General features: G+C 73.9%; 16 protein-coding genes. 1 reads left to right on the forward strand and 15 read right to left on the reverse strand.

Annotated features, from left to right (window positions below; translation table 11 throughout):
- Positions 1-47: 47 nt before the first annotated feature.
- The 14 genes from B6R96_RS23090 to B6R96_RS23155 form a co-directional block, all read right to left on the reverse strand.
- Complete coding sequence (locus B6R96_RS23090; RefSeq protein WP_081523530.1) at positions 48-1,061, reverse strand: FHA domain-containing protein; 1,014 nt, start codon at positions 1,059-1,061, stop codon at positions 48-50.
- Between the two features lie 44 nt (positions 1,062-1,105).
- Positions 1,106-2,431 carry a VWA domain-containing protein gene (locus tag B6R96_RS23095; RefSeq protein ID WP_030384738.1) on the reverse strand — a complete coding sequence of 442 codons (1,326 nt, stop codon included), beginning with the start codon at positions 2,429-2,431 and terminating at the stop codon, positions 1,106-1,108.
- A gap of 60 nt (positions 2,432-2,491) precedes the next feature.
- Complete coding sequence (locus B6R96_RS23100; protein ID WP_081525211.1) at positions 2,492-4,075, reverse strand: protein phosphatase 2C domain-containing protein; 1,584 nt, start codon at positions 4,073-4,075, stop codon at positions 2,492-2,494.
- Positions 4,076-4,078: 3 nt separating this feature from the next.
- Positions 4,079-6,961 (reverse strand): serine/threonine-protein kinase, encoded by a 2,883-nt coding sequence (locus B6R96_RS23105; RefSeq protein WP_081523531.1) that lies wholly within the window; start codon positions 6,959-6,961, stop codon positions 4,079-4,081.
- Complete coding sequence (locus B6R96_RS23110) at positions 6,958-8,247, reverse strand: hypothetical protein (protein ID WP_081523532.1); 1,290 nt, start codon at positions 8,245-8,247, stop codon at positions 6,958-6,960. Before B6R96_RS23110 ends, B6R96_RS23105 begins: the two co-directional genes overlap by 4 nt.
- A 122-nt stretch (positions 8,248-8,369) precedes the next feature.
- A complete protein-coding gene (locus tag B6R96_RS23115; RefSeq protein WP_237291691.1) occupies positions 8,370-9,320 on the reverse strand; it encodes a glutamate ABC transporter substrate-binding protein in 951 nt (316 codons plus the stop codon).
- Positions 9,321-9,463: 143 nt separating this feature from the next.
- Positions 9,464-10,870, reverse strand: coding sequence for a hypothetical protein (locus B6R96_RS23120; RefSeq protein WP_443069948.1), 1,407 nt, complete (start codon positions 10,868-10,870; stop codon positions 9,464-9,466).
- 208 nt (positions 10,871-11,078) lie between these two features.
- Positions 11,079-12,068: an N-acetylglucosamine kinase gene (locus B6R96_RS23125; protein WP_053704082.1), complete on the reverse strand. Its 990-nt coding sequence runs from the start codon at positions 12,066-12,068 to the stop codon at positions 11,079-11,081.
- Entirely contained in the window at positions 12,059-13,324 is a 1,266-nt protein-coding gene (locus B6R96_RS23130) for a 6-phospho-beta-glucosidase (RefSeq protein ID WP_081523535.1), read from the reverse strand. Before B6R96_RS23130 ends, B6R96_RS23125 begins: the two co-directional genes overlap by 10 nt.
- Positions 13,325-13,329: 5 nt before the next feature.
- A complete protein-coding gene (locus B6R96_RS23135; protein ID WP_081523536.1) occupies positions 13,330-14,235 on the reverse strand; it encodes a carbohydrate ABC transporter permease in 906 nt (301 codons plus the stop codon).
- The gene (locus B6R96_RS23140; RefSeq protein WP_053177824.1) at positions 14,232-15,182 is read right to left on the reverse strand and encodes a carbohydrate ABC transporter permease; all 951 of its coding nucleotides are present in this window, start codon (positions 15,180-15,182) and stop codon (positions 14,232-14,234) included. Before B6R96_RS23140 ends, B6R96_RS23135 begins: the two co-directional genes overlap by 4 nt.
- A gap of 4 nt (positions 15,183-15,186) precedes the next feature.
- Positions 15,187-16,530: an ABC transporter substrate-binding protein gene (locus B6R96_RS23145; protein ID WP_030384728.1), complete on the reverse strand. Its 1,344-nt coding sequence runs from the start codon at positions 16,528-16,530 to the stop codon at positions 15,187-15,189.
- A 155-nt stretch (positions 16,531-16,685) separates the two neighbouring features.
- Positions 16,686-17,951: an ROK family transcriptional regulator gene (locus B6R96_RS23150; RefSeq protein WP_081523537.1), complete on the reverse strand. Its 1,266-nt coding sequence runs from the start codon at positions 17,949-17,951 to the stop codon at positions 16,686-16,688.
- A gap of 145 nt (positions 17,952-18,096) precedes the next feature.
- Complete coding sequence (locus B6R96_RS23155; RefSeq protein WP_078972214.1) at positions 18,097-19,179, reverse strand: mechanosensitive ion channel family protein; 1,083 nt, start codon at positions 19,177-19,179, stop codon at positions 18,097-18,099.
- Positions 19,180-19,465: 286 nt separating this feature from the next.
- Here B6R96_RS23155 and B6R96_RS23160 point away from each other — a divergent pair, with 286 nt between their 5' ends.
- Complete coding sequence (locus tag B6R96_RS23160; RefSeq protein WP_030011969.1) at positions 19,466-20,002, forward strand: HNH endonuclease; 537 nt, start codon at positions 19,466-19,468, stop codon at positions 20,000-20,002.
- 140 nt (positions 20,003-20,142) lie between these two features.
- Here B6R96_RS23160 and B6R96_RS23165 read toward each other — a convergent pair whose 3' ends face one another.
- Positions 20,143-23,133, reverse strand: a complete 2,991-nt coding sequence (locus B6R96_RS23165) for a beta-N-acetylglucosaminidase domain-containing protein (RefSeq protein ID WP_203351647.1) — start codon at positions 23,131-23,133, stop codon at positions 20,143-20,145.
- Positions 23,134-23,195: the final 62 nt, after the last annotated feature.

Genomic DNA, 23,195 nt, shown 5'->3' on the forward strand with positions numbered 1-23,195 from the left:
GGGCCCCGGTGAGGGGCGCCCGGCGGTCGTCGCGCCGCAGGAGCAGATCAGCCGCGGCGGATGGTGATCGTGGTCCAGGCGCCCACGTGGACGCGGTCGCCGTCGGCGAGGGGGACCGGGACGTAGGGCTGGATCGGGTCCTCGCCGCCGTTGATCGTGGTGCCGTTGGTGGAGTTCTGGTCCACCACCGCCCAGCTGAGGTCCGGCTGCTGGACCAGGACCGCGTGCTGGTGGGAGACCCCCGGGTCCTCCGGGGGCACCGACAGGTCGATGTCGGGGGACTCGCCCGTGGAGGCGCGGCGGCGGCCGATGGTGATCTGGCCGCCGGACAGCGGGAGATGCTGCTCCGGGGAGAACGCGGGCAGGTTGAGCCCGGCCGCCTCGGGGCCGCTGCGCTGCATCATCGCCATGAAGTACGAGCGGTCGGGGCCGATCGTCGCGTTCCAGGCGCCGCCCTGGGGCGGGAACGGCTGGTGCTGTTGCTGCTGGTACTGCTGCTGGGGCGGCGGGCCCTGCTGCTGGTACTCCTGCTGGTACTCCCGCTGCTGGGGCGGCGGCGGGGGCTGCTGCTGGTACTGGGGCTGCGGGGGCTGCTGGTACTCCCGCTGCGGCTCGTGCGCGGGCGGCGGCAGCAGCCAGTCGTCCTCGCGCTGGAGCGGCTCGGCCGGCCGGTTGACCCGGGACGGCCGCGAGCCCTGGTACTCGAAGTGGTCCTGGGAGTAGCTCCCGGGAGCGGGCACCGGCGGCGGGGGCGTACCGCGACCGCCCGCACCCGTCGGCTGCGGTCCCGGGTCCGGGGCCTGGGCCGGCGGGGTGTACGAAGTCGAGGTGCGGGTCAGGAAGTTGTACCGGCACTCCTCGCAGAACGGGGCCATGGCCTCGCGCGGGGTCCGGCACTGCGGGCAGAGCTCTGCCTGGGCGGTGGGTTCACCGGCGGTCGGGGGGAAGCCGTAGCCGTAGGAGGGCACCGGGGGCGGGCCCTCCGAGGCAGCCATGCGGTGGCCGCAGACCTCGCACCAGTCGTCGGACGCGGACTGGTGCCCGTTCGGGCAGGTCGGCATGGCGGCGCTTCCCCCTTCTTCTCCCTGCGTCATCACGTCAGGTCTCAGGTCTTCTTCACTCGGACGGTCTGCGTCGAACGCGTGTCGAGAGTCATCTCGTCGGCATCGGCGACCTTCGCTTTCAGCCGCACAGTACCCGCCACCGCGTCCACCACATCCACCACCTTGGACAGGAGTCGTGCTGTGTCGGCGTTCCCGGAGGAACTCGCCAGTTGTACCGCACGTCCCAGCTTGGCCGTGGCACCACCGACATCGCCCATTTTGCGGGCTTCCAGCCCCTGCTGGATAGCCTCCGCCAGCTCCGCCTGCCCCGTGTAGTGGGCGACCTGCGCGTTGATGGCCGTGGACGCCGCCAGATCGTTCGTCCACACCGCGCGCACCAGGCCCTGCGCCAGTACGGTCGCCGGCTCGCCCGCCGCTCCCGGCAGGACCAGGGTGGTGCGGGCGGCGAGCATCTCCTGGCCCACGATGGCCGTGGGGACGCGGACGCACACGTGGTACTCGCGGGACTCGTCGCCCCACGAACCGGTCGGGTAGTCGCCGGCGCGCGGTCCGGACTCGGTGCGGCGGTCGGTCAGGTCCAGCAGGGAGGGTGCCACCTGCTTGACGTACTGGATCTCCACGCCGACCGGGGTCCACAGGCGCAGCGCGACGTCCGCGACCTCCTTGCCCATGACGTTCTCCATCATGCGCGTGAAGTCCTCGGCCAGGTGGGCCGGGTCGGCCACGATGTCGGCGGAGCCGAGCAGCGCGTGCGCGATCCCGGTGACCTCCTTGACGTCCCAGTCGGTGCCGACCCCGCGTGCGTCGCAGGTGAAGCGGCCCGCACAGGCGTCGAGGGTGGCGCGGAGCACGGCCGGCTCCTCGTGCTCGTTGCGGCCGTCGGTGAGCAGGATGCCGTGCCGGATGGCGGCGGTGGAGCCGCGCAGCAGGCCGTCGGCGAGCCGCAGCCAGGTGCCGATGGCGGTGCCGCCGCCGGAGCTCAGGCTGCGCAGGGCCTCCTTGGCCTGGGCACGGGTGGTCGCGTCCGCCACGGCGAGGCGGCCCTGGCCCGGGTAGACCTCCTTGGCCACGTGCGTACCGGCGACCACGGCGAAGGCGGTGCCGTCGCGCAGGGTGTCGATGGCCGCCGCCGTGGCCTCACGGGCGCCGCGCATCTTCTCCGGCGGGTACTCCATGGACCCCGAGCAGTCGACCATGAGCACCACGGCCGCCGTGCCGTCGGCGACCGCCGTGCGGGTGGCGGTGGCACCGCCGGTGGCGGTGACCGTGACGATCGCGTGGACGTCCCGTCCGCCCTCGGGGAGGAACTCGTTCTGGTACACCTCCACGCTGAAGCGCGGGGCGTTCGGCTTGGCGAAATTCGCCATCGGTTGGACTCCTAGGGGGCTCGGGCAGGCGGGTCAGACCTGCGGGCGCGCTTCCACTTCCTATTCCGGTCCTGCCGCCGGGCCCGGCTCCGCATCCGGTCCCGGTTCCTGCTCGGGGTGCATGGCGAACGGCACGATCGCCACGGTGACGTTGTCGTGGCCGCCGCCGTCGAGGGCGTGGCCCACCAGTACCTGGGCGCTGTGCAGCGGGCGGGTCGCGGCGTCGGCGGGCAGCACCTGGGCCATCTCCCGCGCGGATTCCGCGTAGTTCCACAGCCCGTCGGTGCAGACCACCACCACCCCGGGGTGGTCCGGCTTGAAGGTCGCGGTGTGCGGGTCGAGGTCGTACGCGTCGGCCCCCAGCCAGCCGGTGATGGCGTGCGCGCGGACGTCCGCGTAGGCCTCGGCCTCGCCCATCAGACCGGCGGCGACCATCTGGGCGGCCCAGGAGTCGTCCTCGGTGAGGCGGCGGGGCAGGGCGGCGCGGTCGTCGGGGACCCAGTAGGCGCGGCTGTCGCCCACCCAGCCGATGGTCAGCAGGCCGCCGCTGACGACGGCGCCGACCAGGGTGCAGGCGGGGGCGTTCTGCGCGCCCGGGGTTTCCGGCGCCAGCGCGTTCACCGCGGTGGCGGCGGCCAGGATCGCCTCGTGCATGGCCTCCTGGGGGTGGGCGCCGCGGGGGAGCGCTTCGAGCAGCGCCTCGTTGGCGGCGCCGGCCGCTGCGGCCGAGGCCTCGTCGGGACGGCTGGCGGAGGAGACGCCGTCGCAGACGATGGCCACGGTGGCGGCGGAGCCGTCGGGCAGGGCGGTGGCCGCCACGGCGAACGAGTCCTCGTTGCGGTGGTGGCGCAGCCCCCGGTCGCTGACGGCGGCGACGCTGCCGAGCTCCTCCTCGAGGTGGTCGCGCTCGCGGGGCTGGGCGTGCCCGCAGTGCTCGCAGTAGCCGTCGGTGTCGACGTGGCCGGCCCGGCAGGCGACACACGTCTTGCCGCCGGCCGCTGCGCCGGGCTGGGGCGGATTCTCGTACGGGGTCTCGTACGGGGCTTCGCCCGTGCCCCAGGGGGTCCCCTCCGAGGGCGTGCCGGGGTGGCCCTCGGGCCGGTCGTGGCGGGTCTCGGGGCCGTCCGCGCCGTCCGCGGAAGCCTCAGCGGCCGCAGCGGCCGCGGGGGCGTACGGGGTCTCGGCCGGGCCCCACGGGGTGCCCTCGGGCGGGGTGCCGGTGCCGTACGGGTTCCCGTGGCCGGAGGACGCGTGGGTGACCCCGGCCGGGCCCTGCCGCGGCTCCGCTTCCGGTTCCGTCTCCGGTTCCGCCGGGGTGGCGGCCCAGGCGGCCGGCTCGTCCACCAGCGTCGGCGCGGCCGAGGCGGCGCTGCCCCAGCCGGGGGCGGGCCCGGCCGCGGCGTGCGGGACGCCGGGGGCCGGGGTCCCGTAACCGCCCGCGGCGGCCGGCGCGGGCGCCGGGACCGGTGGCGCGGCCGGGGCCGGTGGGGCCGGGGGCGCCGGTGGGATGGGGATGGTCGGGTTGTCCACGGCGGAGGCCGCGGCAGGAGCGCTCACGGCATAGCCGCAGACGCCGCAGAAGCGGTCACCCTCCTCCAGGGGTTCCGCGCAGCTGGGGCAGCCCGACAGCCGATGCATCGACATCACTCACACCCACGTCCGGGGACGGAAACGGTTTGCCCGCTCCACCAGTTCGATCCTCTCCTCGCCACGCCGCGCCAGCCGTGCGAGGACGCGGTACGAGCGCTCCAGTCCGAAGCGCAGGCCCCGCTCGTCCAGTTGACTGCCGAGCAGCGAGGTCCGACCGGGGTCGGAACCCCGGCTACCCGACAGTACCCAGTCCAGGGCCGAGCCCAGAACTTCCGTCGCGAGCCGCTCCTGCCGCTCCGGGTCCAGTCCGAACCGCCGCAGGGCCTCCACCTGGTCGGCGGCGGCCGACAGGTCGGCCAGCAGTGGCTCCTGCGGAGACCGGTCGCGCAGACGTGCCCGTACGGCCGCCACCCGCGCGGCGGTGTAGTGGATGGACGCCTCCGGTACGGATTCCAGCGTGCGCACGGCCGCGTCCCGGTCCCCGGCGGCCAGCTGGACGCGGGCCAGTCCGAAGGCCGCGCTGACGAAGCCCGGGTCGGTGATCCACACGAGGCGGTAGTACTCGGCGGCGTTGTCCAGCTGGCCGAGCACCTCCGCGCACAGCCCGAGCGCGAGCTTCGGCGCGGGCTCGCCCGGGAAGGCGTCGTAGATCGCGTCGAAGGACAGGGCCGCTATCTCGTCGTCACCGGTGGCCAGTGAGGCGATGCCACGGGCCCACACCACCCGCCAGTCGTCCGGATGCCGGGCTTCCAGATCCGCCAGGGTGTGCCCGGCCTCGGCCAGTTCGCCCAGCTCCAGGCGGGCCCGCAGCTCCCGCAGCCGCAGCTCGGCCGAGTCGGCCGGCGCCGCGCTCAGCGCGCCCAGCAGGTCACCCGGCGCGGAGGCGAGCAGACCGGTCAGGAACCCGGCGTTCGGGTCGCCCGCGTCCACCAGCGGTACGGGCAGGGCCAGCGCGGTGTCGCGCGCCGACGCTCCCGCCAGCGGAGGCGGCGCCACCGGAGCGAGCGCAGCCCCCGCACCCGCAGCCCACGCACCCGCCACCCCCGCACCCGCAGCGAGCGGGGAGGGCGTAGCGGGCGCGGTCCCCGGTGCCGGGGGCGTCCGCCGCGGTCCCGGCACCGGAGCGCCCGTCACATGCGTGGCCGTGCTGGCGAGAGCGGGCAGAGGAGCCCCGCCCGGGGCGCCCGACGGCAGCGCCGTCCCGGGCCCCCACGGGGCGGCCGCCGGAGCCGGTCCCGCGGCAGGCGCCTGCGCGACCCCGGCCGCCGCCGCAGCAGCCGTAGCCGTAGCCGTAGCCGCAGCCGGACGCGCAGCCGCGCCACCGGTTCCGTGCGCCCCCGCGTGCGCCCCCGTCGGGCCCGGGCCGCGGCCCAGCAGTCCGAACAATCCGCCGCGCCGCGGGGCGATCGGCCGGTGGCCCAGCCGCGAGACGACGGTGTCGTCCGCGTCCGCGAACAGCCGGGTGTCCGGAACCCGCAGTTCCGGACCGAAGAGCGTCGACAGCTGCGGCCGCGGCCGGCCCGTCTGGAGCGCGACCACCTCCCGCAGCACGCCCGTCAGCTGGTCCGCCATCTCCTGCGCGGACGCGAACCGCCGCCCCGGGTCCGGGTCGGTCGCCCGCACCAGCAGCCGGTAGAAGGACTCGTACCGCCGGAACACCTCGATGTGCTCCGGATCCGGCAGCGAATCCACGAACACATTGGTGTAGCCCTGGAAGTCGAAGGTCAGCACGGCCAGCGTCCGCGCCACCGTGTACAGGTCGGAGGCGACCGAGGGGCCCAGCTCCGCGACCTCCGGGGCCTGGTAGCCCACCGTGCCGTAGATGGCCGACTCCTCGTCGTCCATCCGCCGGACCGCGCCCATGTCGATCAACTTCAGCTGGTCCTGCTGCTGGATCGCGTTGTCGACCTTGAAGTCGCAGTACAGAAGGTTCCTGCTGTGCAGGTGGCCGAGCGCCTCCAGCGCCTCGATGCCGTACGCGCAGGCCTGTTCCACCGGCAGCGGGTCCCGCCGCCCGTCCGGTCTGCGCCGCTCGTTCGCGATCTCCTTCAGCGACTTGCCGCCGACGTACTCCATGACGATGTACCCGTCCAGCGAACCGGTCCGCTGGTCCAGGTGCTCCACGAAGTTGTAGATCCGCACGATGTTGGAGTGCTCGATCTCCGCGAGGAAGCGCCGCTCGGAGATCGCGGCCTCCATCGCGTCCTGGTCCCCGGTGTCCAGCAGGCCCTTGAGCACCACCCACCGGTCCGCGACCGCCCGGTCCACCGCCAGGTACACCCAGCCGAGGCCGCCGTGCGCGAGGCAGCCCGCCACCTCGTACTGGCCGCGCACCACATCACCCGAGCGCAGCTTGGGCACGAAGGAGTACGGGTGCCCGCACTTGGTGCAGAACCCTTCCGTCCGGCCCGGCCGGTCGCCCCGCGAGCGGCCCACCGGCGCCCCGCAGTCCGAGCGCGAGCAGAACCGCTTGCGCTCCGGCACCTCCGGATTCTCCAGGACCGCCGTCGAAGGATTCGGACGCGGCACCTCCGGTACGTTGACCAGCCCGGCCCCCAGCCGACTGCGGCCCGAAGCCGCCGAGCCCGAACTGCGCACCGACACCGACCGGGTGGACGTCGTCCCCGACACCGACCGCGACAGCCGCCCCGACACCGAGCGGCGCGAGGAGGAGGACCGGGAGGAGCGCGCCGAGGCCGAGGAGCGCGCCGAGCCGTGGGAACCCTGCGAGCCCATCGAACCCCGGGACCCGCCGGACCCCAGCGAGCCGCGGGCCGCGCTCGTCATCCCCGTCGGCGGCGACACCAGCTCGTCCGCGCCCGCCGCGATCGAGCCGATCGGCGCCAGCCCACAGGTGTCGCAGTAGACCTCGCCACCGCCCATGTCCTCGTACGCCCCCGGGCAGCCGGGGCGAACGCACGCGGTTCCGATCAGGCTCATGCGTCTTCCTCCCCCGGCCCGTCGGGCCGCTGTTCCTGGTGTCGCGGTTGCTCGGGCCGGTCCTGGGGCGCCGCCAAGGCCTCCGCCGTCGCCTGCTGGTAGCGCAGGACGGCCTGCTCGGCGGCCCGCAGGTCGCAGGGCGCGCTCCACAGCATCCGCCGGGCGGCGTCGTACCGCTCGATGAGCAGGGGGTCCTCCGCCAGTCCGTGGCGGGCGACCTTCGCCTTGTACGCGTCGAGCCGCCCGCGCAGCTCGGCCCGTACGGCCAGCGGCGCCGTCACCGCGGTCAACGATTCACGGGCCCGCCGCAGTTCCTCCTCGGCGCGCTCCTCCAGCGATTCCAGCAGCGGCGAGAGCCGGTGCCAGCGCGCCTGGCGCCGGTGCTCGGCCGCCGCCGCGAGCTGCTCCTGGAGCACCGTGGGCGGCCCGCTCACCGCGGGCACCTCGGACGCGGCGATCTTCGCCAGCACCTCGCCGCGCGCGGTCCGGGCCTCCGCCAGGGTCCGGTCGGCCCGCGAGAGCACGTCCCGCAGGGCGATCAGCCGCTGCTCGGCGTCCTGCCGTACGTCCAGCACCGCCTCGACCTCGCGGCGTACGTCCTCCAGCGCGAGCGCGGCCCGGTCGTAGCGCCCGGTGTCCGGACGGCCGCCACCGGGCGCCGAGCTGCCCGCCGCCGGCAGCCAGAAGGCCAACGGGTCGGCGATCACCTGCGTGCGCAACTCGGCCAGCTCGGCGGTGATGTCCTCCAGATCGTCGCCCGAGGGGTGCTCGCCCGGCCGCACGCCCACCGAGTGCGCCAGCGAGCGGGTGCGGTGCAGCTCGGCGGCGAGCAGGTCGATCCGGGCGGGCAGCGCCGACCACACGGCATCGGCGGCGACCACCACGTCGAGCGAGCGCGCGTACAGGCCGTTCATCCGGGCCACCAGCTCGGCGAGCGAGAGCCGTTCCGCCAGCGCGACGCCCTCGGCGGCGGCCCCGGCGATCAGCACTCCCGGTCCGCGCAGCCGCTCGGTCAGCTCGATGAGGTCCTCGCGGCCCGGCCAGCGGCGCCGCTCCCGTACCTCCCGGGCCGCGGTCAGGGCCCCGCTGTAGGCGTCGAAGTACGTCCACAGCCGGGTGATGTCCGCATCGGCGGCCGTCCACCGGTCCTTGGTGATCCCCGTCAGCGAGGCGCCCTCCAGCAGCCGGCGCCCGGCGTGGTCCTGGAGGGCGAGCAGCGAGGTCTCGACGGCCTCGTGCTCCGCGCCCAGCCTGGCCAGGGCGCGGTCGACGTCGTCCCGGTCCATCACTGCAGACCCCGCCTCCACCGACTGTGCCTCCGCTTCCGCTGCCGCTACCGCTGCCGCCTCCGTGTCCGTCCCCGTATCCTGCCCCGCGCCCGGTCCCGTGTCCGAAACCGTCACGGGCCTCAGCCGTCCCGGTACTTGGGTGCGGGGGGCGCGGTCACGCCGGGCAGCACGGGTTGCAGGTGCTTGAGGTACGCCTTCATCCACGGGCTCTCACCGCCGCCCGCGCGGTAGTTCTCCAGCACCTTGTTGACCCGGCGGACCAGGTCCGAGGCGTCCTTGTTCATCGCGACCCCGTAGAACTCACGGGTGAAGGGCGAGCCCACCAGCTGGACGGAGGGGTCCTGGGCGGCCTGGCCGGCCGCGAGGGCGTTGTCCGTGATGATGCCGTCGACCTCGCCCAGCTGGAGCCGTACGAGGCAGTCCAGCTGGTTGGCGACCGTCACCGGCGCCGAGCCGTACGACTGGGCCTTCAGGGCCGCCTCCGCCGTGGAGCCCGCCGCGACGCAGATCCGCCGGTCCTTCAGCGACGTGTCGTACCCGGTGATCGGCGAGCCCTTGGGCGCCAGCACCTGCTGCCCCGCCTCGAAGTAGGCCGTCGAGAAGGCGACGTCCTCCAGCCGCTTGCAGTTGATGGTCATGGTCCGCACGACGATGTCGACGCGCCCCTCCTGAAGGGCGGGGATGCGCTGACTGGTGGGGATGGCCCGGTAGATGACCGCGTTCTCGTCGCCCAGGATGTCCTTGGCGATGGCCTTCACCAGGTCGATGTCGAAGCCGTCGAGGCGGCTGCCGTCCGCGGTCTGGTTGCGGTACCCCCAGCGGAAGCTGTTCTGGTCCACGCCGGCGACGAGCTTGCCCGCCGCCTTGATCCGCGCGATGGCCGCCCCGTCCACCTCGGCCGGGCGCAGGCTGGCCTCCGGGTCCTGGCATGTGTCGGTGAGGACCCACGGCGCGGCCGGGGCCGCGGCCATCGCGGCGGGCCGGCGGACCGCCGGCCGGCCGGTGTCGGGCGTCGCGTGCGCCAGCGGCAGCAGCACGACGGCGGCGGTCGTCGCGCAGGCGACGGCCATCGCGCTCACCCCGCCCCAGCCGCGCAGCCGGCGCGCCGCGCGCCGGACCCCGGACGCGGCGACCGGAGCCGCCTCGGGGCCCTCGGGACTCCCGTGGTTCTCGTGACCTTCGGCGGCTCGCCCGGTTCGTATCCGCATCGCGCTCACCTGTACTCCGAAAGCCTGCGCCCGATGCCGAGCAGAGCCGCTGCCGCGCCGATGACCACCAGGGCCGCGGAGCCGGTCACCAGACCGCTCAGCGCGCCGAGGCCGTCCCCGGCCGCCCGGGTGAACTCCCGCTGCTCGTGGGCGACGGCCTGCTCCAGGGAGGCGTCCACCGTGTCGAAGGCGGCGCCGCTGCTCTCCTTGTGCTGGTCGTCCCCGACGACCTGGGGCAGCGCGGCCTCGTAGTCCCCCTTCAAGTCCGCCTCCCGGGCCGCCGTGTGCCGCTGCTTCCACTGCTTCACGCCGTCCGCGGCCCGGCTGACGGGGCTCCGGCCGGCTTCGTCGTCGGCCAGCCGCAGCGCGGTCGCCAGTCCGGCGTCCAGCTGCTTCATGTTGTTCGTGAAGTCCACGTCGTACTTGTCGGACTTCTTGTCCTCGGCCAGTACGGCGCCCCGCGCGATCAGGGTCAGGTTCTCACCGGCCCGCGCCTGGAGGGAGGCGATCCGCGCGTCGTTGAGCACCTTCATGGACTCCTGCCCGTCGACCCGGGCCTCGTTCAGCGAGGACCGCGCCACCGTGTGTCCCACGGCCAGCCACAGCAGGACCACCACCGCCGCGGCCGTCGCGGCCACCAGCCCGTGGTTGAGCACCCGGTTCGTGTGCCGGTAGTTGCGGCGCTGCGCCCACACCAGGGCGGCGACCGCGACCAGGCCCAGACCGATCGAGGCCAGCGGCCATGACCGGGCGTCGTCGTGGTCCGTGTGGAGCCGCTTGGTCTCCGACTCGTACAGCCGCTGCGCGGCGGGCAGCAGTTGGGTGGTCATCTGCTCGTTGGCGTAGCGCAGGTACGCGCCGCCCAGCGGGAGGCCCTGCCGGTTGGTGGCCCGGGCCTGCTCGATCAGGCCGGTGTAGCGCGGGAGCTGCTCGCTCAGCAGGGTGATCTGCTTGCGGGAGTCCTCGTTGCCGCCGGTGTTGGCGGCCGCGCTCACCAGCAGCCTGGAGGCGTTGGCGATGTCCTTCTCGTACCGCTGGCGGACCTCGCGCGGCTCCTGGGCGCCCAGCAGGAACCCGCTGGAGGAGGCGGTGTCGGCGTCCGCCAGGGAGCGGTAGATGCTCGCCGCGTCCGCGCTCAGCGGCTGGCTGCGGCCCACCACGTCATCGGCGGCCGAGGCCCGGTCGGAGATCTCCCAGACGCTCACCGTGCCGAACAGCACGATCAGGGCGGCCAGCACGGCGCCGATGATGCGCAGCCGGCCCGGCTCGGTGGTCGCCGCCTCGCGCAGCCGCTCCACACCCTCGGCCCAGGCGGTGCCGCGCGGCGGTCCGCCGGGCGGTGGCGCCGACGGCCCGGCGGGCGGCACGGAAACACCGCCTCCGGGCGCGGGCGCGCGTGATGTGATCGCCACCGTGACCTCCCCCTCGGTCCTGTCGCCCCCCCAGCAGACGCTGGGAGGTACCCCCTGCGCAGCAGTATGGCCGTAGTGCCGGTCGACCACAGCACCCGGTGCTGCATCGGGGGCGATCCGTCCCCGGGGGTGCCTTTCGTCGCCCCTTCACCGTCAATACGTCCGCACGCGCGCCACGGTTCCAGACCAGAGGACTTCCGGGGCGGGTTCAACCGAAATGGGCACGGAGTTTTTCGTAGGCGCCGTGCGGGGCTGCCAGGGCGTCGAGGCCGAGGAGGGCGGCGCCCAGTACCGGTGGGGCCGTGATCACGGAGATCCGGGCGTGCGGGGCCCGGCGGGCGAGGCCGGTGGCGATGCGGTCGTCGAGCTGTGCGTGGCCGGCCGCCAGCACGCTGCCGCCCAGCACCACCGGCACCTCCTGCTCCAGCAGGCCCAGGCGTTCCAGTGCCACCGCGGCCATCGCCACGACCTCGTCCGCCTGCCGGTGCACCAGCGACAGCGCCACCGGGTCACCGGCCGCCGCCACCGCGAACAGCACCGGCGCCAGTTCGTGGCGCCGCCCGTGCGGGACCCGGCCCAGGTGCATCGCCTCGATCAGCGAGGCCATCGAGTCGTGGCCGAGGTGCGCGGGCAGGGCCCGGGCCAGCTCCGTCGGCCCGCCCCGGCCGTCCTCGGCCCGGGCCGCGAACCACAGGGCCTCCTCGGCGAGTCCGCCCCCGCCGCCCCAGTCGCCGGAGATCCGGCCCACCGCGGGGAAGCGCGCGGTCCGCCCGTCCGGGGTCATCCCCACGCAGTTGATGCCCGCCCCGCACACCACCGCGACACCGCACGGGTCGGCGCCCGTCGGCAGCCCGGAGCGCAGCAGCGCGAAGGTGTCGTTGTGCACCGCCGTCGCCCGGCCCCAGTTGCGGCCCTCGATCTCGCGCGCCAACTCCGCCTCCTCCACCGCGAAGTCGGCGTTGGCCAGGCACGCCGACACCCGCTCGGCCCACGGTCCGGCCGCGCGGTCGGCGCGCAGTCCGGCGTCGGCCATGGCCTCGGCGAGTACGTCGACGGCCGCGGCCACCCCCGTCCGCGGCGGCTGGAAGCCCCCGGCCCGGCCCGCGCACAGCACCGAGCCGTCCGGGGCGAGGAGCGCCACGTCCGTCTTGCTGTTGCCCGCGTCGATGGCCAGGACCGAGGGGAGGGTCACGCCCATGGCAGGTGCTCCTTGTTGTGGGCGAGCAGCCGGTCGGTCAGCCCCTCGGCCCGCTCGAACTGCCCGACGAGCGGGTGCGCCAGCAGCGCCTTGAAGACCCGCTCGCGCCCGCCGCGCAGCGCCGCGTCCAGCGCGAGGTCCTCGTACGCGCTCACGTGCGCGATCAGCCCGGCGAAGAGCGGGTCCAGCCGCGGTACCGGCAGCGGAGCCGCGCCGGAGCCGTCGACGCGGGCCTGCACCTCGATCACCGCGTCGTCCGGGAGGAAGGGCAGCGTGCCGTTGTTGTACGTGTTGACCACCTGGACGGCCGGGCCGCCGTCGCCCAGCAGGGAGGCGGCCAGGTCCACGGCCGCCTCGGAGTAGAAGGCGCCGCCGCGCTTCGCCAGCAGTGCCGGCTTCTCGTCGAGCGAGGGATCCCCGTACAGGGCGAGCAGTTCGCGTTCCATCGCGGCGACCTCGGCGGCCCGGGAGGGCTTGGTGCCGAGCTCCCGGACGACCTCGTCGTGGGCGTAGTAGTAGCGCAGGTAGTACGAGGGCACGACGCCGAGCCGGTCCAGCACCGCCCGGGGCAGCCGCAGGTCCCCGGCGACGGCGTCGCCGTGCTCGGCGAGCAGGGTCGCCAGCAGGTCCTCGCCGTCCGGGCCGCCCCGGCGCACGCCCAGTTCCCAGGTGAGGTGGTTGAGGCCGACGTGGTCCAGGTGGATGTCGGCCGGCGCCAGGTCCAGCAGGGCGGCGAACTTCCGCTGGAGGCCGATGGCGACGTTGCACAGCCCGACGGCCTTGTGCCCGGCCCGGAGGAGGGCCCGGGTGACGATCCCGACCGGGTTGGTGAAGTCGATGATCCACGCGTCCGGGTTCGTCCGCCGGACCCGCTCGGCGATGTCGAGGACCACCGGGACGGTGCGCAGCGCCTTGGCGAGCCCGCCCGCGCCCGTGGTCTCCTGCCCGACGCAGCCGCACTCCAGCGGCCAGGTCTCGTCCTGCAGCCGGGCGGCCTGCCCGCCGATGCGCAGCTGGAGCAGGACCGCGTCCGCCCCGGCGATGCCCGCGTCGAGGTCGGAGGTGGTGGTGACCCGGCCGGGGTGGCCCTGCCGGGCGAAGATCCGCCGGGCCAGGCCGCCGATCAGCTCCAGCCGGTCGGCGGCCGGGTCGATCAGTACGAGCTCGCTGACGGGCAGGGTGTCGCGCAGCCGCGCGAAGCCGTCGATCAGTTCGGGGGTGTAGGTGGAACCGCCGCCCACCACTGCGAGTTTCATCGTCGTCAGCCTTTCACGCCGGTCAGGGTGACTCCCTCGACGAACGCCTTCTGGGCGAAGAAGAAGAGGACGATCACCGGTGCCATGACCAGTACGGTCGCGGCCATGGTCAGGTTCCAGTTGGTGTGGTGCGCCCCCTTGAAGGACTCCAGTCCGTAACTGAGGGTCCATGCGGCCGGGTTGTCGGAGGCGTAGATCTGCGGGCCGAAGTAGTCGTTCCAGGCGGAGAAGAACTGGAAGAGCGCGACGGCGGCGATGCCGGGCCTGGCCATCGGCAGGACCACCCGCAGCAGGGTGCGCACCTCGCCGCAGCCGTCGACGCGGGCCGCGTCCAGGTACTCGTCGGGGATGGTCAGCAGGAACTGGCGGAGCAGGAAGATGGAGAAGGCGTCGCCGAAGGCCATCGGGATGATCAGCGGCCACAGGGTGCCGGACAGGTCGAGCTGCTTGGCCCAGAAGAGGTACATGGGGATGACCACCACCTGGGGCGGCAGCATCATCATGGCGATCACGAGCAGCAGCGAGAGCCGCCGGCCGCGGAAGCGGAACTTGGCGAGCGCGTACGCGACGGGCACGGAGGAGACCACGGTCAACAGGGTGCCCACTCCGGCGTAGAGGAGCGTGTTGCGCCACCAGGTCAGGAATCCCGGGGTGTGCCAGACCTTCGCGTAGTTGCCCCATTCCCAGGTGTGGGGCCACAGGTCGCGGGTGAGCGCCTGCCGGTCGCCCATCAGGGAGGTGAGGAGGAGGAAGACGAAGGGCAGGACGAAGAAGAGGGCGGCGGCCACGCCGAGCGAGTGCACCCCGACCCAGTGCAGGACCGCCCGGGAGGATCTCCGGCCGCTGCCGCTTTCCTCGCTGCTGCTGCTGCTGCTGCTTCTGCTGCCGCCGTCGTGCGTGCGCGTGCTCATCCACCGGCTCCGATCAGACCGCCACGGCGCCGCATCAGGAGCGCGGTGAAGGCCATGGAGAGGGCGAACAGGACGAGCGCGACGACGCACGCGGTGCCGTAGTCGAAGCGCTGGAACCCGAGGTTGTAGACGAGCTGGGGCAGGGTCAGGGTGGACTTGTCGGGGTAGCCCGGCTCGAACTGCTGGCCCGAGCCGCCGATGACCCCGGCCGCGACCTTCCCCGCCACCAGTGGCTGGGCGTAGTACTGCATGGCCTGGATGACCCCGGTGACCACGGCGAACATGATGATCGGCGAGATGTTGGGCAGGGTGATGTGCCGGAACCGCGCCCAGGCCCCGGCCCCGTCCAGCTCGGCGGCCTCGTACTGCTCCTTCGGTACGTCGAGCAGTGCGGCCATGAAGATGACCATCAGGTCGCCCACCCCCCACAGTGCGAGGGCGGTCAGCGCCGGCTTGGACCAGTCGGCGTCCGTGAACCAGCCGGGGGTGGGCAGCCCCACCGCGTCCAGCAGCGTGTTGACCGGGCCGGTGCCGGGGTTCAGCAGGAAGACGAAGGCCAGGGTCGCGGCGACCGGCGGCGCGAGGTAGGGCAGGTAGAACAGGGTCCGGAAGACCCCGGTCGCCGTTTTGATCTTCGTGATGAGCAGTCCGATGCCGAGGCCGAAGGCGACCCGGCAGGTCACCATCACCAGGACCAGCCACAGGGTGTTGCGCATCGCCGGCCAGAACAGCGGATAGTCCGAGAAGACGTAGCTCCAGTTGTCCACGCCGTTGAACGAGGGCTGCCGGAAGCCGTCGTACTGCGTGAAGGAGAAGTACAGGGTGGACAGCAGCGGGTAGACGAAGAAGACCGAGAAGCCGATCAGCCAGGGGGACATGAAGGCCGCGGTGCGCAGGGCGGAGCGTCGCTGCTTCGACCGCAGGGGGCGGGTGCCGGTGCCGGGCATCGGGCTACTTCGCCTTCGCGATGTCCGTGTCGATCTGCTGGTCGGTCCTCGCGAGACCGGCCGGGATGTCGGTGACATCGCCCTTCTCGACGGCGTACGCGAAGTCCTGGAAGGTCAGCTGGTAGGTGCCGCCGTCGGCCTTGGCCGGGGTGGTGCTGGACTTCGGGTGCCGGGCGATGTCGAGGAAGGTCTTGAACTCAGGCGTCACCCGGAGGTCGGGGGACTCCAGGGCGGCGAGCGTGGACGGCACGTTGTGGATGGCGTTGGCGAAGGCCACCACCGCCTCGGTGTCGGTGGTCATGTACTTGACCAGCTCCCAGGCGGCGTTCTGCTTGGCGCTGCCCGCGGCGATGCCCATGATCGTGCCGGAGAGGTAGCCCTTGCCGTAGTCGGCGGCCTGCTCGTCGGGGACGGGCAGCGGCGCGGTGCCGATCTCGAAGGTGACGCCGGCCTCCTTGGCCATCGGGGCGCGCCACTCGCCGTCGATCTGCATGGCCACCTGGCCGGTGTGGAAGGGGTGTTCGGCGCCCCATTCGTCGCCGAAGGTGTTGCGGAAGCGCTCCAGCTTCTCGTAGCCGCCGAGCTTCTCCACCAGGTCCTTCTGCGCGGTCAGCATCTTCGCGAAGGCCGGGTCCGCGGCGAGGTTGGAGCTGCCGTCGGCGCCGAAGTAGGTGGGGCTCCACTGCGCGGCGAGCCGCATGGGGGTGGTCTCGTAGCCGTGGAAGGTGGGCATCAGGCCGACCTGCTCGTACGAGTCTCCCTTGGGCCTGGTCAGTTTCTGTGCGACCTCGACGAACTGGCTCCAGGTCTTCGGGGGTTCGGTGATGCCGGCGGCCGCGAAGGCGGTCTTGTTGTAGACGAGCCCGTACGCGTCGTTGAGCAGCGGCAGCGTGCACTGGTTGCCGTTGAACTCCGTGTACTCCAGCAGGGTCTTGGGGAAGACCTTCGTCTTGTCCACCCCGGACTTCTCGAGGAAGGGGTTCAGGTCGGCGAAGGCGCGGGAGTTGCAGAACTTGCCCACGCTGTCGGTGGTGAAGGAGGAGACCACGTCGGGGGCCTTGTCCCCGCCCGCGCGCAGCGCCTGGTTGATCTTGTCGTCGGTCATGTTGCCGGTGACCTTGACCTTGATGTTCGGGTGGGCCTTCTCGAACCGGGCGATGTTGTCCTCGATCGCCTTGGCCTCGCTCGGCGCGGACCAGCCGTGCCAGAAGTTGAGGGTGACGTCCGCCTTCGGGTCGTCGGAGGCGGTGTCCGCGCTCTGGCCGGTACAGGCCGTGGCGAGGGCGGATATCGCCGCGAGGAGGGCGGTCGCGGTGGTCAGGCGTGCGGTGCGTCCGGTTCTGGGCATGGCGGGGCTCGCTCTCTGCGGGAGGAACTTCCGTGGGGGGTGCCTGTGGGGGTGGGGCGCGGCGGTGCGCGGGGTGGGGCGTGGGGCGTGAGGGGTGCGCGGGGTGGGGCGCGGCGGTGTGCGGGGCGGGCGGGGTGTGCGGGGTGTGTGCGGGGTCAGCCGGAGGTGTCGAACACTTCGTCACGGGTGGCGGCCAGTGCGCTCTCCAGCGCCCCGTGCAGGACCGGGTGTTCCCGTACCTCGCCGGGGACCAGCCGGGGCCGGGAGGGGGCCAGTTCGGCGAGTTCCGCCTCCAGCAGGGCGCGCAGCGGCTCGCCGCCCGCGCTGATCGCGGCCCCGGACAGGACCACGATCTCCGGGTCCAGTACGGCGACGACCGAGGCGAGACCGGTGGCGAGCGCGGTGGCGTACGACTGGAGGAAGCGCAGGCTCGCCCCCTCGGGCGCGTCGGCGGCCCGCGTGAGCAGGGCGACGGCGGCGGCGACCTCCGGGCCGTGCGGGGTCCCGGACCCGGCGGGGGCCCCGGGCGCATCGGCGGCATCGGCCCCATCGGGCGAGGCGGACGCGGCCGGGGGTTCGACGCCCAGTTCGGCGGCGAGCCGGGGCAGTCCCTCCACTCCTGCCAGCTCCTGGTACCCGCCGGAGTTGGCCCGGGTGACCTGCCGGACCAGGGGGCGGCCCGGCACGGGCAGGAAGCCCACCTCGCCCGCGCCGCCGGTCCAGCCGCGGTGCAGCCGGCCGCCCAGCACCAGGGCGGCGCCGAGGCCCTCCTCGTTCCACAGCAGGACGAAGTCCTCGTGGCCGCGGGCGGCCCCGAGCCGCTGTTCGGCGACGGCGGCGAGGTTGACGTCGTTCTCGTACTCGACGGGCATCGGCAGGGCCGCCGCCAGGTCCTCCAGCAGGGTGGGGGAGTGCCAGCCGGGGAGGTGGCTGGCGTAGCGCAGCCGGCCGGTCTGCGGGTCGAAGGCGCCCGGGGTGGCGATGACCACCCGGCGCAGGTCGGAGCGGTGCAGCCCGGCGGCCTTGACGGCCTCCCCGAGGGCCTCGGTCACCTGGCCGACGGCCTCGGCGCCCTCGGTGTAGGGGAGCTCGTGGGTGGCGACCACCGTGCCCGTGATGTCGGCGACGGCGGCCAGCACCCGCTCCGGGGTGACGTCGAGGCCGCCGACGTACGCGGCCCGCGGGTTGATCGCGTAGAGCTGGGCGCTGGGGCCGGGGCGGCCGCCGTCCGTGCCGGTGGCGACGACGAGTCCGACGGCTTCCAGACGGGCCAGCAGCTGGGAGGCGGTGGGCTTGGACAGGCCGGTCAGGTGCCCGATCCGGGTCCGGGAGAGCGGGCCGTGCGTCAGTAGGAGTTCGAGTGCGGCCCGGTCGTTCATGGCGCGCAACAGGCTGGGCGTTCCGGGCGTGGCGGCGGGCATCGAGCGGCTCTCCCTCACCGAGGTGATCTGTTAGGTAAGTTTCCTATCACCTGTTGAAGTGTGTCAATGCCGCTGCCCCGCAGGCTCTGTCATTTCGCCAATGACCTGCGGGGCAGGGGGGAGGGGTGGTGCGGTGCCCGTACGGCTACTTGGTGATCCGGGGGCCGGCCGGCGGCGGGATCGGAGTGGTCGCGAGCGACTGCGGGGAGGCCGGGTTCGACAGGGCGGACGGCGCGGCGACCGAGGCCGACGGGTCCACCGGGGCCTCCTCGTCCTCGTCGGCGGCCGGCATGCCGCCGATGATCCGGATGCCCGCGGCGTCGAAGGCCTCCTTGATCCGCCAGCGCAGCTCCCGCTCCACCGCGAACTGCTGGCCCGGCATGGTCTTGGCGGACACGCGCACGGTCATCGAGGCGAGCAGCACCTCGTCCAGACCCAGTACCTCCACCGGACCCCACAGACGCTCGTCCCACGGGGACTCCTTGGCCATGGAGTCGGCGACCTCCTTGACCACCTCGCGGATCCTGGACAGGCTCTCCGAGGGCTTGACCTGCACGTCCACGCCCGCGGTCGCCCAGCCCTGGCTGAGGTTGCCGATGCGCTTGATCTCGCCGTTGCGGACGTACCAGATCTCACCGTTGTCGCCGCGGAGCTTGGTCACGCGCAGGCCGACCTCGATGACCTCGCCCGAGGCCACGCCCGCGTCGATCTTGTCCCCGACTCCGTACTGGTCCTCCATGATCATGAAGACGCCGGACAGGAAGTCCGTCACCAGGTTCCGGGCACCGAAACCGATCGCCACACCGGCCACACCGGCACTCGCCAGCAGCGGGGCCAGATCGATCTTCAGGGCGGCCAGGACCATCAGCGCGGCCGTGCCGAGGATCAGGAACGAGGCCACCGACCGGAGCACCGAGCCGATCGCCTCCGAACGCTGGCGCCGCCGCTCGGCATTGACCAGCAGACCGCCCAGAGCGGTGCCCTCCACCGCCTCGGCGCTGCTGTTCATCCGGTTTATGAGCTTGGTCAGGGCCTTGCGGACCGCCGAGCGGATCACCGCCGCTATCACGACGATCAGCAGGATCCGCAGGCCGATGCTCAGCCAGGTGGCCCAGTTCTGCTCGATGAAGCTGGCAGCCTCGTTGACGCTCGCCTGCGCCTCCTTGACCGATGCGGGCGCGTCCGGAACTTCGGCTGCCTGCGGCAGCAGAGCGGCGGGCCAGGGCACGACGGGAACCTCCAGGTATAGCGGTCTGCCCGCGGAACCGGGGGTACCCCCGGACGGAACCCGGGGGTATGCGGGGCAGACCAACCACACTAACGGGGCAATCCCTTCACCTTGGTGCCGTGTTCGAGGGAGAGACCAGACTCACCCGGGGATGACTGGGTGTGGTTGAAAACACCTCGGACCCGTTACGGGCGCGTGGTGGCGTTTCGACCAGCCGTAAGGAGAGACTGGAGAGCAGATCGTCCCGGCGCGAGCCACGCGCCGCCGGCGTACAAGGAGGCAGTCCGTGCCGCACGTCCTGGTCCTCAACGCGTCGTACGAGCCCCTCGGCGTCGTACCGCTCCGCCGCGCGCTCGTCCTCGTCCTGGAGAACAAAGCAGTCTCCCTGGAGGAATCCGGCGCCTATCTGCACAGCGCGACAAGGGTCGTCCCCGCGCCCAGCGTGGTACGGCTCAAGCGCTTCGTGCGGGTCCCCTACCGGGGGCCCGTTCCACTCACCCGTCGCGCACTGTTCGCGCGGGACGGCGGCCGCTGCATGTACTGCGGGGCCGTCGCCACCAGCGTCGACCATGTCATCCCGCGCAGCCGGGGCGGTCAGCACGCGTGGGACAACGTCGTCGCCGCGTGCCGCCGCTGCAATCACGTCAAGGCCGACCGGCACCTGCTGGAACTCGGCTGGCGCCTGCGTCACCAGCCGGCGCCGCCGTCCGGGCTGGCGTGGCGGATCATCGGTACGGGGCACCGGGATCCGCGGTGGATGCCGTACCTCCAGCCGTACGGGGCGGAGGATGCGTTGGAGCGGATCGGGGTCGCGGCCGGTTAGCTCCCGCTGGGGCCGCGGGTTGGTGCGGGGTTGCGCCCGTCGGTGACCTGCGGCCCGGCCTCCCGGGGCGCCGCCCCGGACCCCGCGCCTCGAACGCCGGCGGGGCTTGGGTGGGGCGGCGGGGCCGGAGTGGGGCGGGGTCAGGGGGTTACCGCGTAGGCCTCCGCCGACCAGAGGGAGCAGCCGTAGCGCGTCGCGCGGGTCTCGCACGTGATCCGGAGGAAGCGGGTGTCCGGGGCGTCCAGCCGGAGGGACTCGCGCCCGCCGCGGGAGGCCGAGACGGCCGCGCCAGGCCGCCAGGTCACCCCGTCCGCGGAGGTCTCCACCCGGTACGCCGACGGGTACGCGTCCTGCCAGTGGAGCTCCACCCGGCCCACCCGGGCCGGGGCGCGCAGCTCGGCCTGCCACCACGCACCGTCCACCGCCGGTGACGACCAGCGCGTGCCCGCCGAGCCGTCCACCGCCGCCGGGGCCGGGAAGTCGGCGGTCTCGTTCGCCGAGGAAGTCGCCCGCGCGGTCCGCAGCAGGTCCGGGCCGCCGGTACGGGCCACCGCGCGCACGGTCAGGGTGCGCGACTCCCCGTCGAAGGTCACCGGCACCCGGTAGCTGCCGGGCGCGGTGCCCGGGGCCACCTTGACCTCCAGCGGGATCGAGGCCTGGCCGCCGCGCGGGACCACCGCGCTCTGCGGAAGGCGCACCTCGATGCCGGCCGGCGGCCGCGCCGACAGCGGTCCGCGGACCTCGCCCGGGCCCAGGGCCGACAGCTGAGCCGATACCCGCTGCGGGGTGCCGCCGATCTCGGCGTCGACCGCGGCCCGGTCGGCCAGCTCGAAGCGGGCCCGCGGGCCGTCCGCGAACCACGGCACCACCTGGTGCACCGCCGGCGCCGATTCGGCCCCGGCCCAGGACAGCCGTACCGCGTCCGCCCTCAGCCCCGCCGTGTCCACCTGGGTCCAGCCCGCGGCGGCGGCGTCGGCGACCTTGCGCCAGCCCTCGCCGGGTACGTGCGCCTCCACCACGGCGCCCCGCGCCCCCGCCGGGAGCGGCTCGGTCATCACCGTCACCGCCGACACCGGGCGCGGGGCCTCCAGCCGTACGGTCCAGGCCTCGGCCTCCTTGGTGACCGTGCCCGTCCTGCGGGTGACCCCGGTCCAGGCGTCGGCCTCCGACGCCGCCTTCGCGAGGAAGGGCTCCAGGACCGCCTTGTCCACCTGGGCCGTGCCCTGCTCCTTCAGTGCCTCGCGTGCCTCGGTCAGGGCGCGGGAGGCCTCCCAGGCGGCGGCCCCGTCCCCGCGGGCCTGGGCCTGCAGGACGTCCACCGCCAGCTCGGCCGCCGTTCCGTAGCGCGCCAGGCGCTCCAGCCAGGGTCCGGCCTCGCCGGAGAGGGCCGGCAGTCGGCCCGGGGCCTCGCGCAGCACGGCGAACGCCCTGCGCAGCGCCGTACCGGCCGCCGGATCACCCGCGGCGCGGGCCCGCCAGAACTGCTCGACCAGCGGCTTGAGGTAGGCCGACTCCTCCTGCCCCAGACCCGACGAGGCGGTGTTCCCGGCCAGCGCCGCGACCGCCTCGCGCGTGCGCGGGTCGGAGCCCGCCAGGTCGCGCACCGCCGCGGCCCAGGACTCGCCGGCCCGGTAGCCGCGCGGGTTCCACGAGAAGTCAGCCGCCGTGAACAGCGGGATCCGCGACAGGGTGCCCTGCGGCATGGCGTTGGCCAGCAGTGCCGCCGAACCGCCCACCACGGCCGGGTCACGGCCCGTGTACGGGCCGAGGAAGATCCGGCCCGGATCCCAGTCGTTCACCGGGTAGTTGTCCATGGTGATCAGCGGGTGCCCGAGGGCGGAGCGCGCCCCTGCCAGGTCCTTGCCCGTGATGGTCTGCGGGACCACGCCCACACCCGTCCAGGCGACCTCCACCCGCGGGTCCAGCGCGCCCGCCAGAGCCGTCCGGTAGGCGGTGGCGCCCTCCTGGTAGTACTCCGTGGGCAGCAGGGAGAGCGCGGGCGCCCCCGGGTACCGGGCGGCCAGGTGCGCCGCCAGTCGGCCCGCGACCTCCGCGTGCGCCTTGGCGGCCGACGCCGGGCCCTTCCCGTACCGGTCCCGGTCGGCCCGGCAGCCCCACTCGGTGTAGCTGACGTCCTGGAACTGCACCTGGAAGGCGCGGAAGCCGAGGTCCCACATCGCGTCCAGCTTGCGGGTGAGCGCGGCCCGGTCGGCCTCCGAGGACAGGCACATCGACTGCCCGGGCGTCACCGCCCAGGCGAGGACTATCCGGTTGGCGCGGGCCCGTTCGGCCAGTGCGCGGAACTCCTGCTGCTGCTCCTGCGGGTAGTCCTGGCGCCAGGCGGTCGTGCGGTACGGGTCGTCGCCGGGCGCGAGCAGCAGCCGGTTCTGCTTGGTGCGGCCCATGAAGTCCACCTGGGCGAGGCGCTGTTCCCGGGTCCACGGCTGCCCGTAGAAGCCCTCGGTGATGCCGCGCACCGGGGCGGCCGGCCAGTCCCGCACCAGTACTCCGGGCGCCTTCCCGCCGCCCGCCGCGAGTACCTGGCGCAGCGTCTGCGCCGCGTGGAACAGCCCGTCCTCCCCGACTCCGGACAGCGCGATCGTGTCCCGGCCCGCGTGGCGCCCGACGGCGAGGCGGTAGCCCCCGGGCGGCAGGTCCGACGGCGCGGTCGCGCCCAGCGCCCGCAGGGCCTCCTCCGCGCCCGGCTCCTGGAGCCGTACGACGGTGCCGCGCGCGGGCAGCGGGGTCCCGGGGGCCTGCTCGTGGACGGTCCGTACGCCCGCGGCGCGCAGGGAGTCGCGCACCACTTGGACCGCGTACGGGTCGGCGTCGGCCGGGGCGACGAGTACGGCCTCGGCCCCCAGCGGCAGCTCGCGTGCCGGATCGGCGGTCATCGACTGCGGCCGCGGCCAGACGGCGGGCCCCTCGGTGGCCGCCCGGGGCGTGTCGGCGCCGGGGTCCAGCGCGGGCCCCCCGAGGGCGATTCCGGAGGCCGGCACGCGGCCCGGTCCGGTCGGTGCGGAGGGCGCCGCGAGGCTCCCGGGTGGCGCGGAGGCCACGGCGCCGCCCAGCAGCGTGCCGATCACCGCCGCAGCGACGGCGGTGTTCCGCCTCCTGCCCCTGAGCTGCACAGAGCCTCCTCGTCGCGAGACGTCCCCCACTCGTACGAATGAGCTTGAGCCCACCATCCGTG

It is taken from the genome of Streptomyces sp. Sge12 (genome assembly GCF_002080455.1).
Taxonomy (GTDB): Bacteria; Actinomycetota; Actinomycetes; order Streptomycetales; family Streptomycetaceae; genus Streptomyces.

Coding starts and splice junctions, on each gene's coding strand:
- B6R96_RS23090 (WP_081523530.1), bottom strand. CDS start 1,061: ATGCCGACCTGCCCGAACGGGCACCAGTCCGCGTCCGACGACTGGTGC.
- B6R96_RS23095 (WP_030384738.1), bottom strand. CDS start 2,431: ATGGCGAATTTCGCCAAGCCGAACGCCCCGCGCTTCAGCGTGGAGGTG.
- B6R96_RS23100 (WP_081525211.1), bottom strand. CDS start 4,075: ATGTCGATGCATCGGCTGTCGGGCTGCCCCAGCTGCGCGGAACCCCTG.
- B6R96_RS23105 (WP_081523531.1), bottom strand. CDS start 6,961: ATGAGCCTGATCGGAACCGCGTGCGTTCGCCCCGGCTGCCCGGGGGCG.
- B6R96_RS23110 (WP_081523532.1), bottom strand. CDS start 8,247: ATGGACCGGGACGACGTCGACCGCGCCCTGGCCAGGCTGGGCGCGGAG.
- B6R96_RS23115 (WP_237291691.1), bottom strand. CDS start 9,320: ATGGCCGTCGCCTGCGCGACGACCGCCGCCGTCGTGCTGCTGCCGCTG.
- B6R96_RS23125 (WP_053704082.1), bottom strand. CDS start 12,068: ATGGGCGTGACCCTCCCCTCGGTCCTGGCCATCGACGCGGGCAACAGC.
- B6R96_RS23130 (WP_081523535.1), bottom strand. CDS start 13,324: ATGAAACTCGCAGTGGTGGGCGGCGGTTCCACCTACACCCCCGAACTG.
- B6R96_RS23135 (WP_081523536.1), bottom strand. CDS start 14,235: ATGAGCACGCGCACGCACGACGGCGGCAGCAGAAGCAGCAGCAGCAGC.
- B6R96_RS23140 (WP_053177824.1), bottom strand. CDS start 15,182: ATGCCCGGCACCGGCACCCGCCCCCTGCGGTCGAAGCAGCGACGCTCC.
- B6R96_RS23145 (WP_030384728.1), bottom strand. CDS start 16,530: ATGCCCAGAACCGGACGCACCGCACGCCTGACCACCGCGACCGCCCTC.
- B6R96_RS23150 (WP_081523537.1), bottom strand. CDS start 17,951: ATGCCCGCCGCCACGCCCGGAACGCCCAGCCTGTTGCGCGCCATGAAC.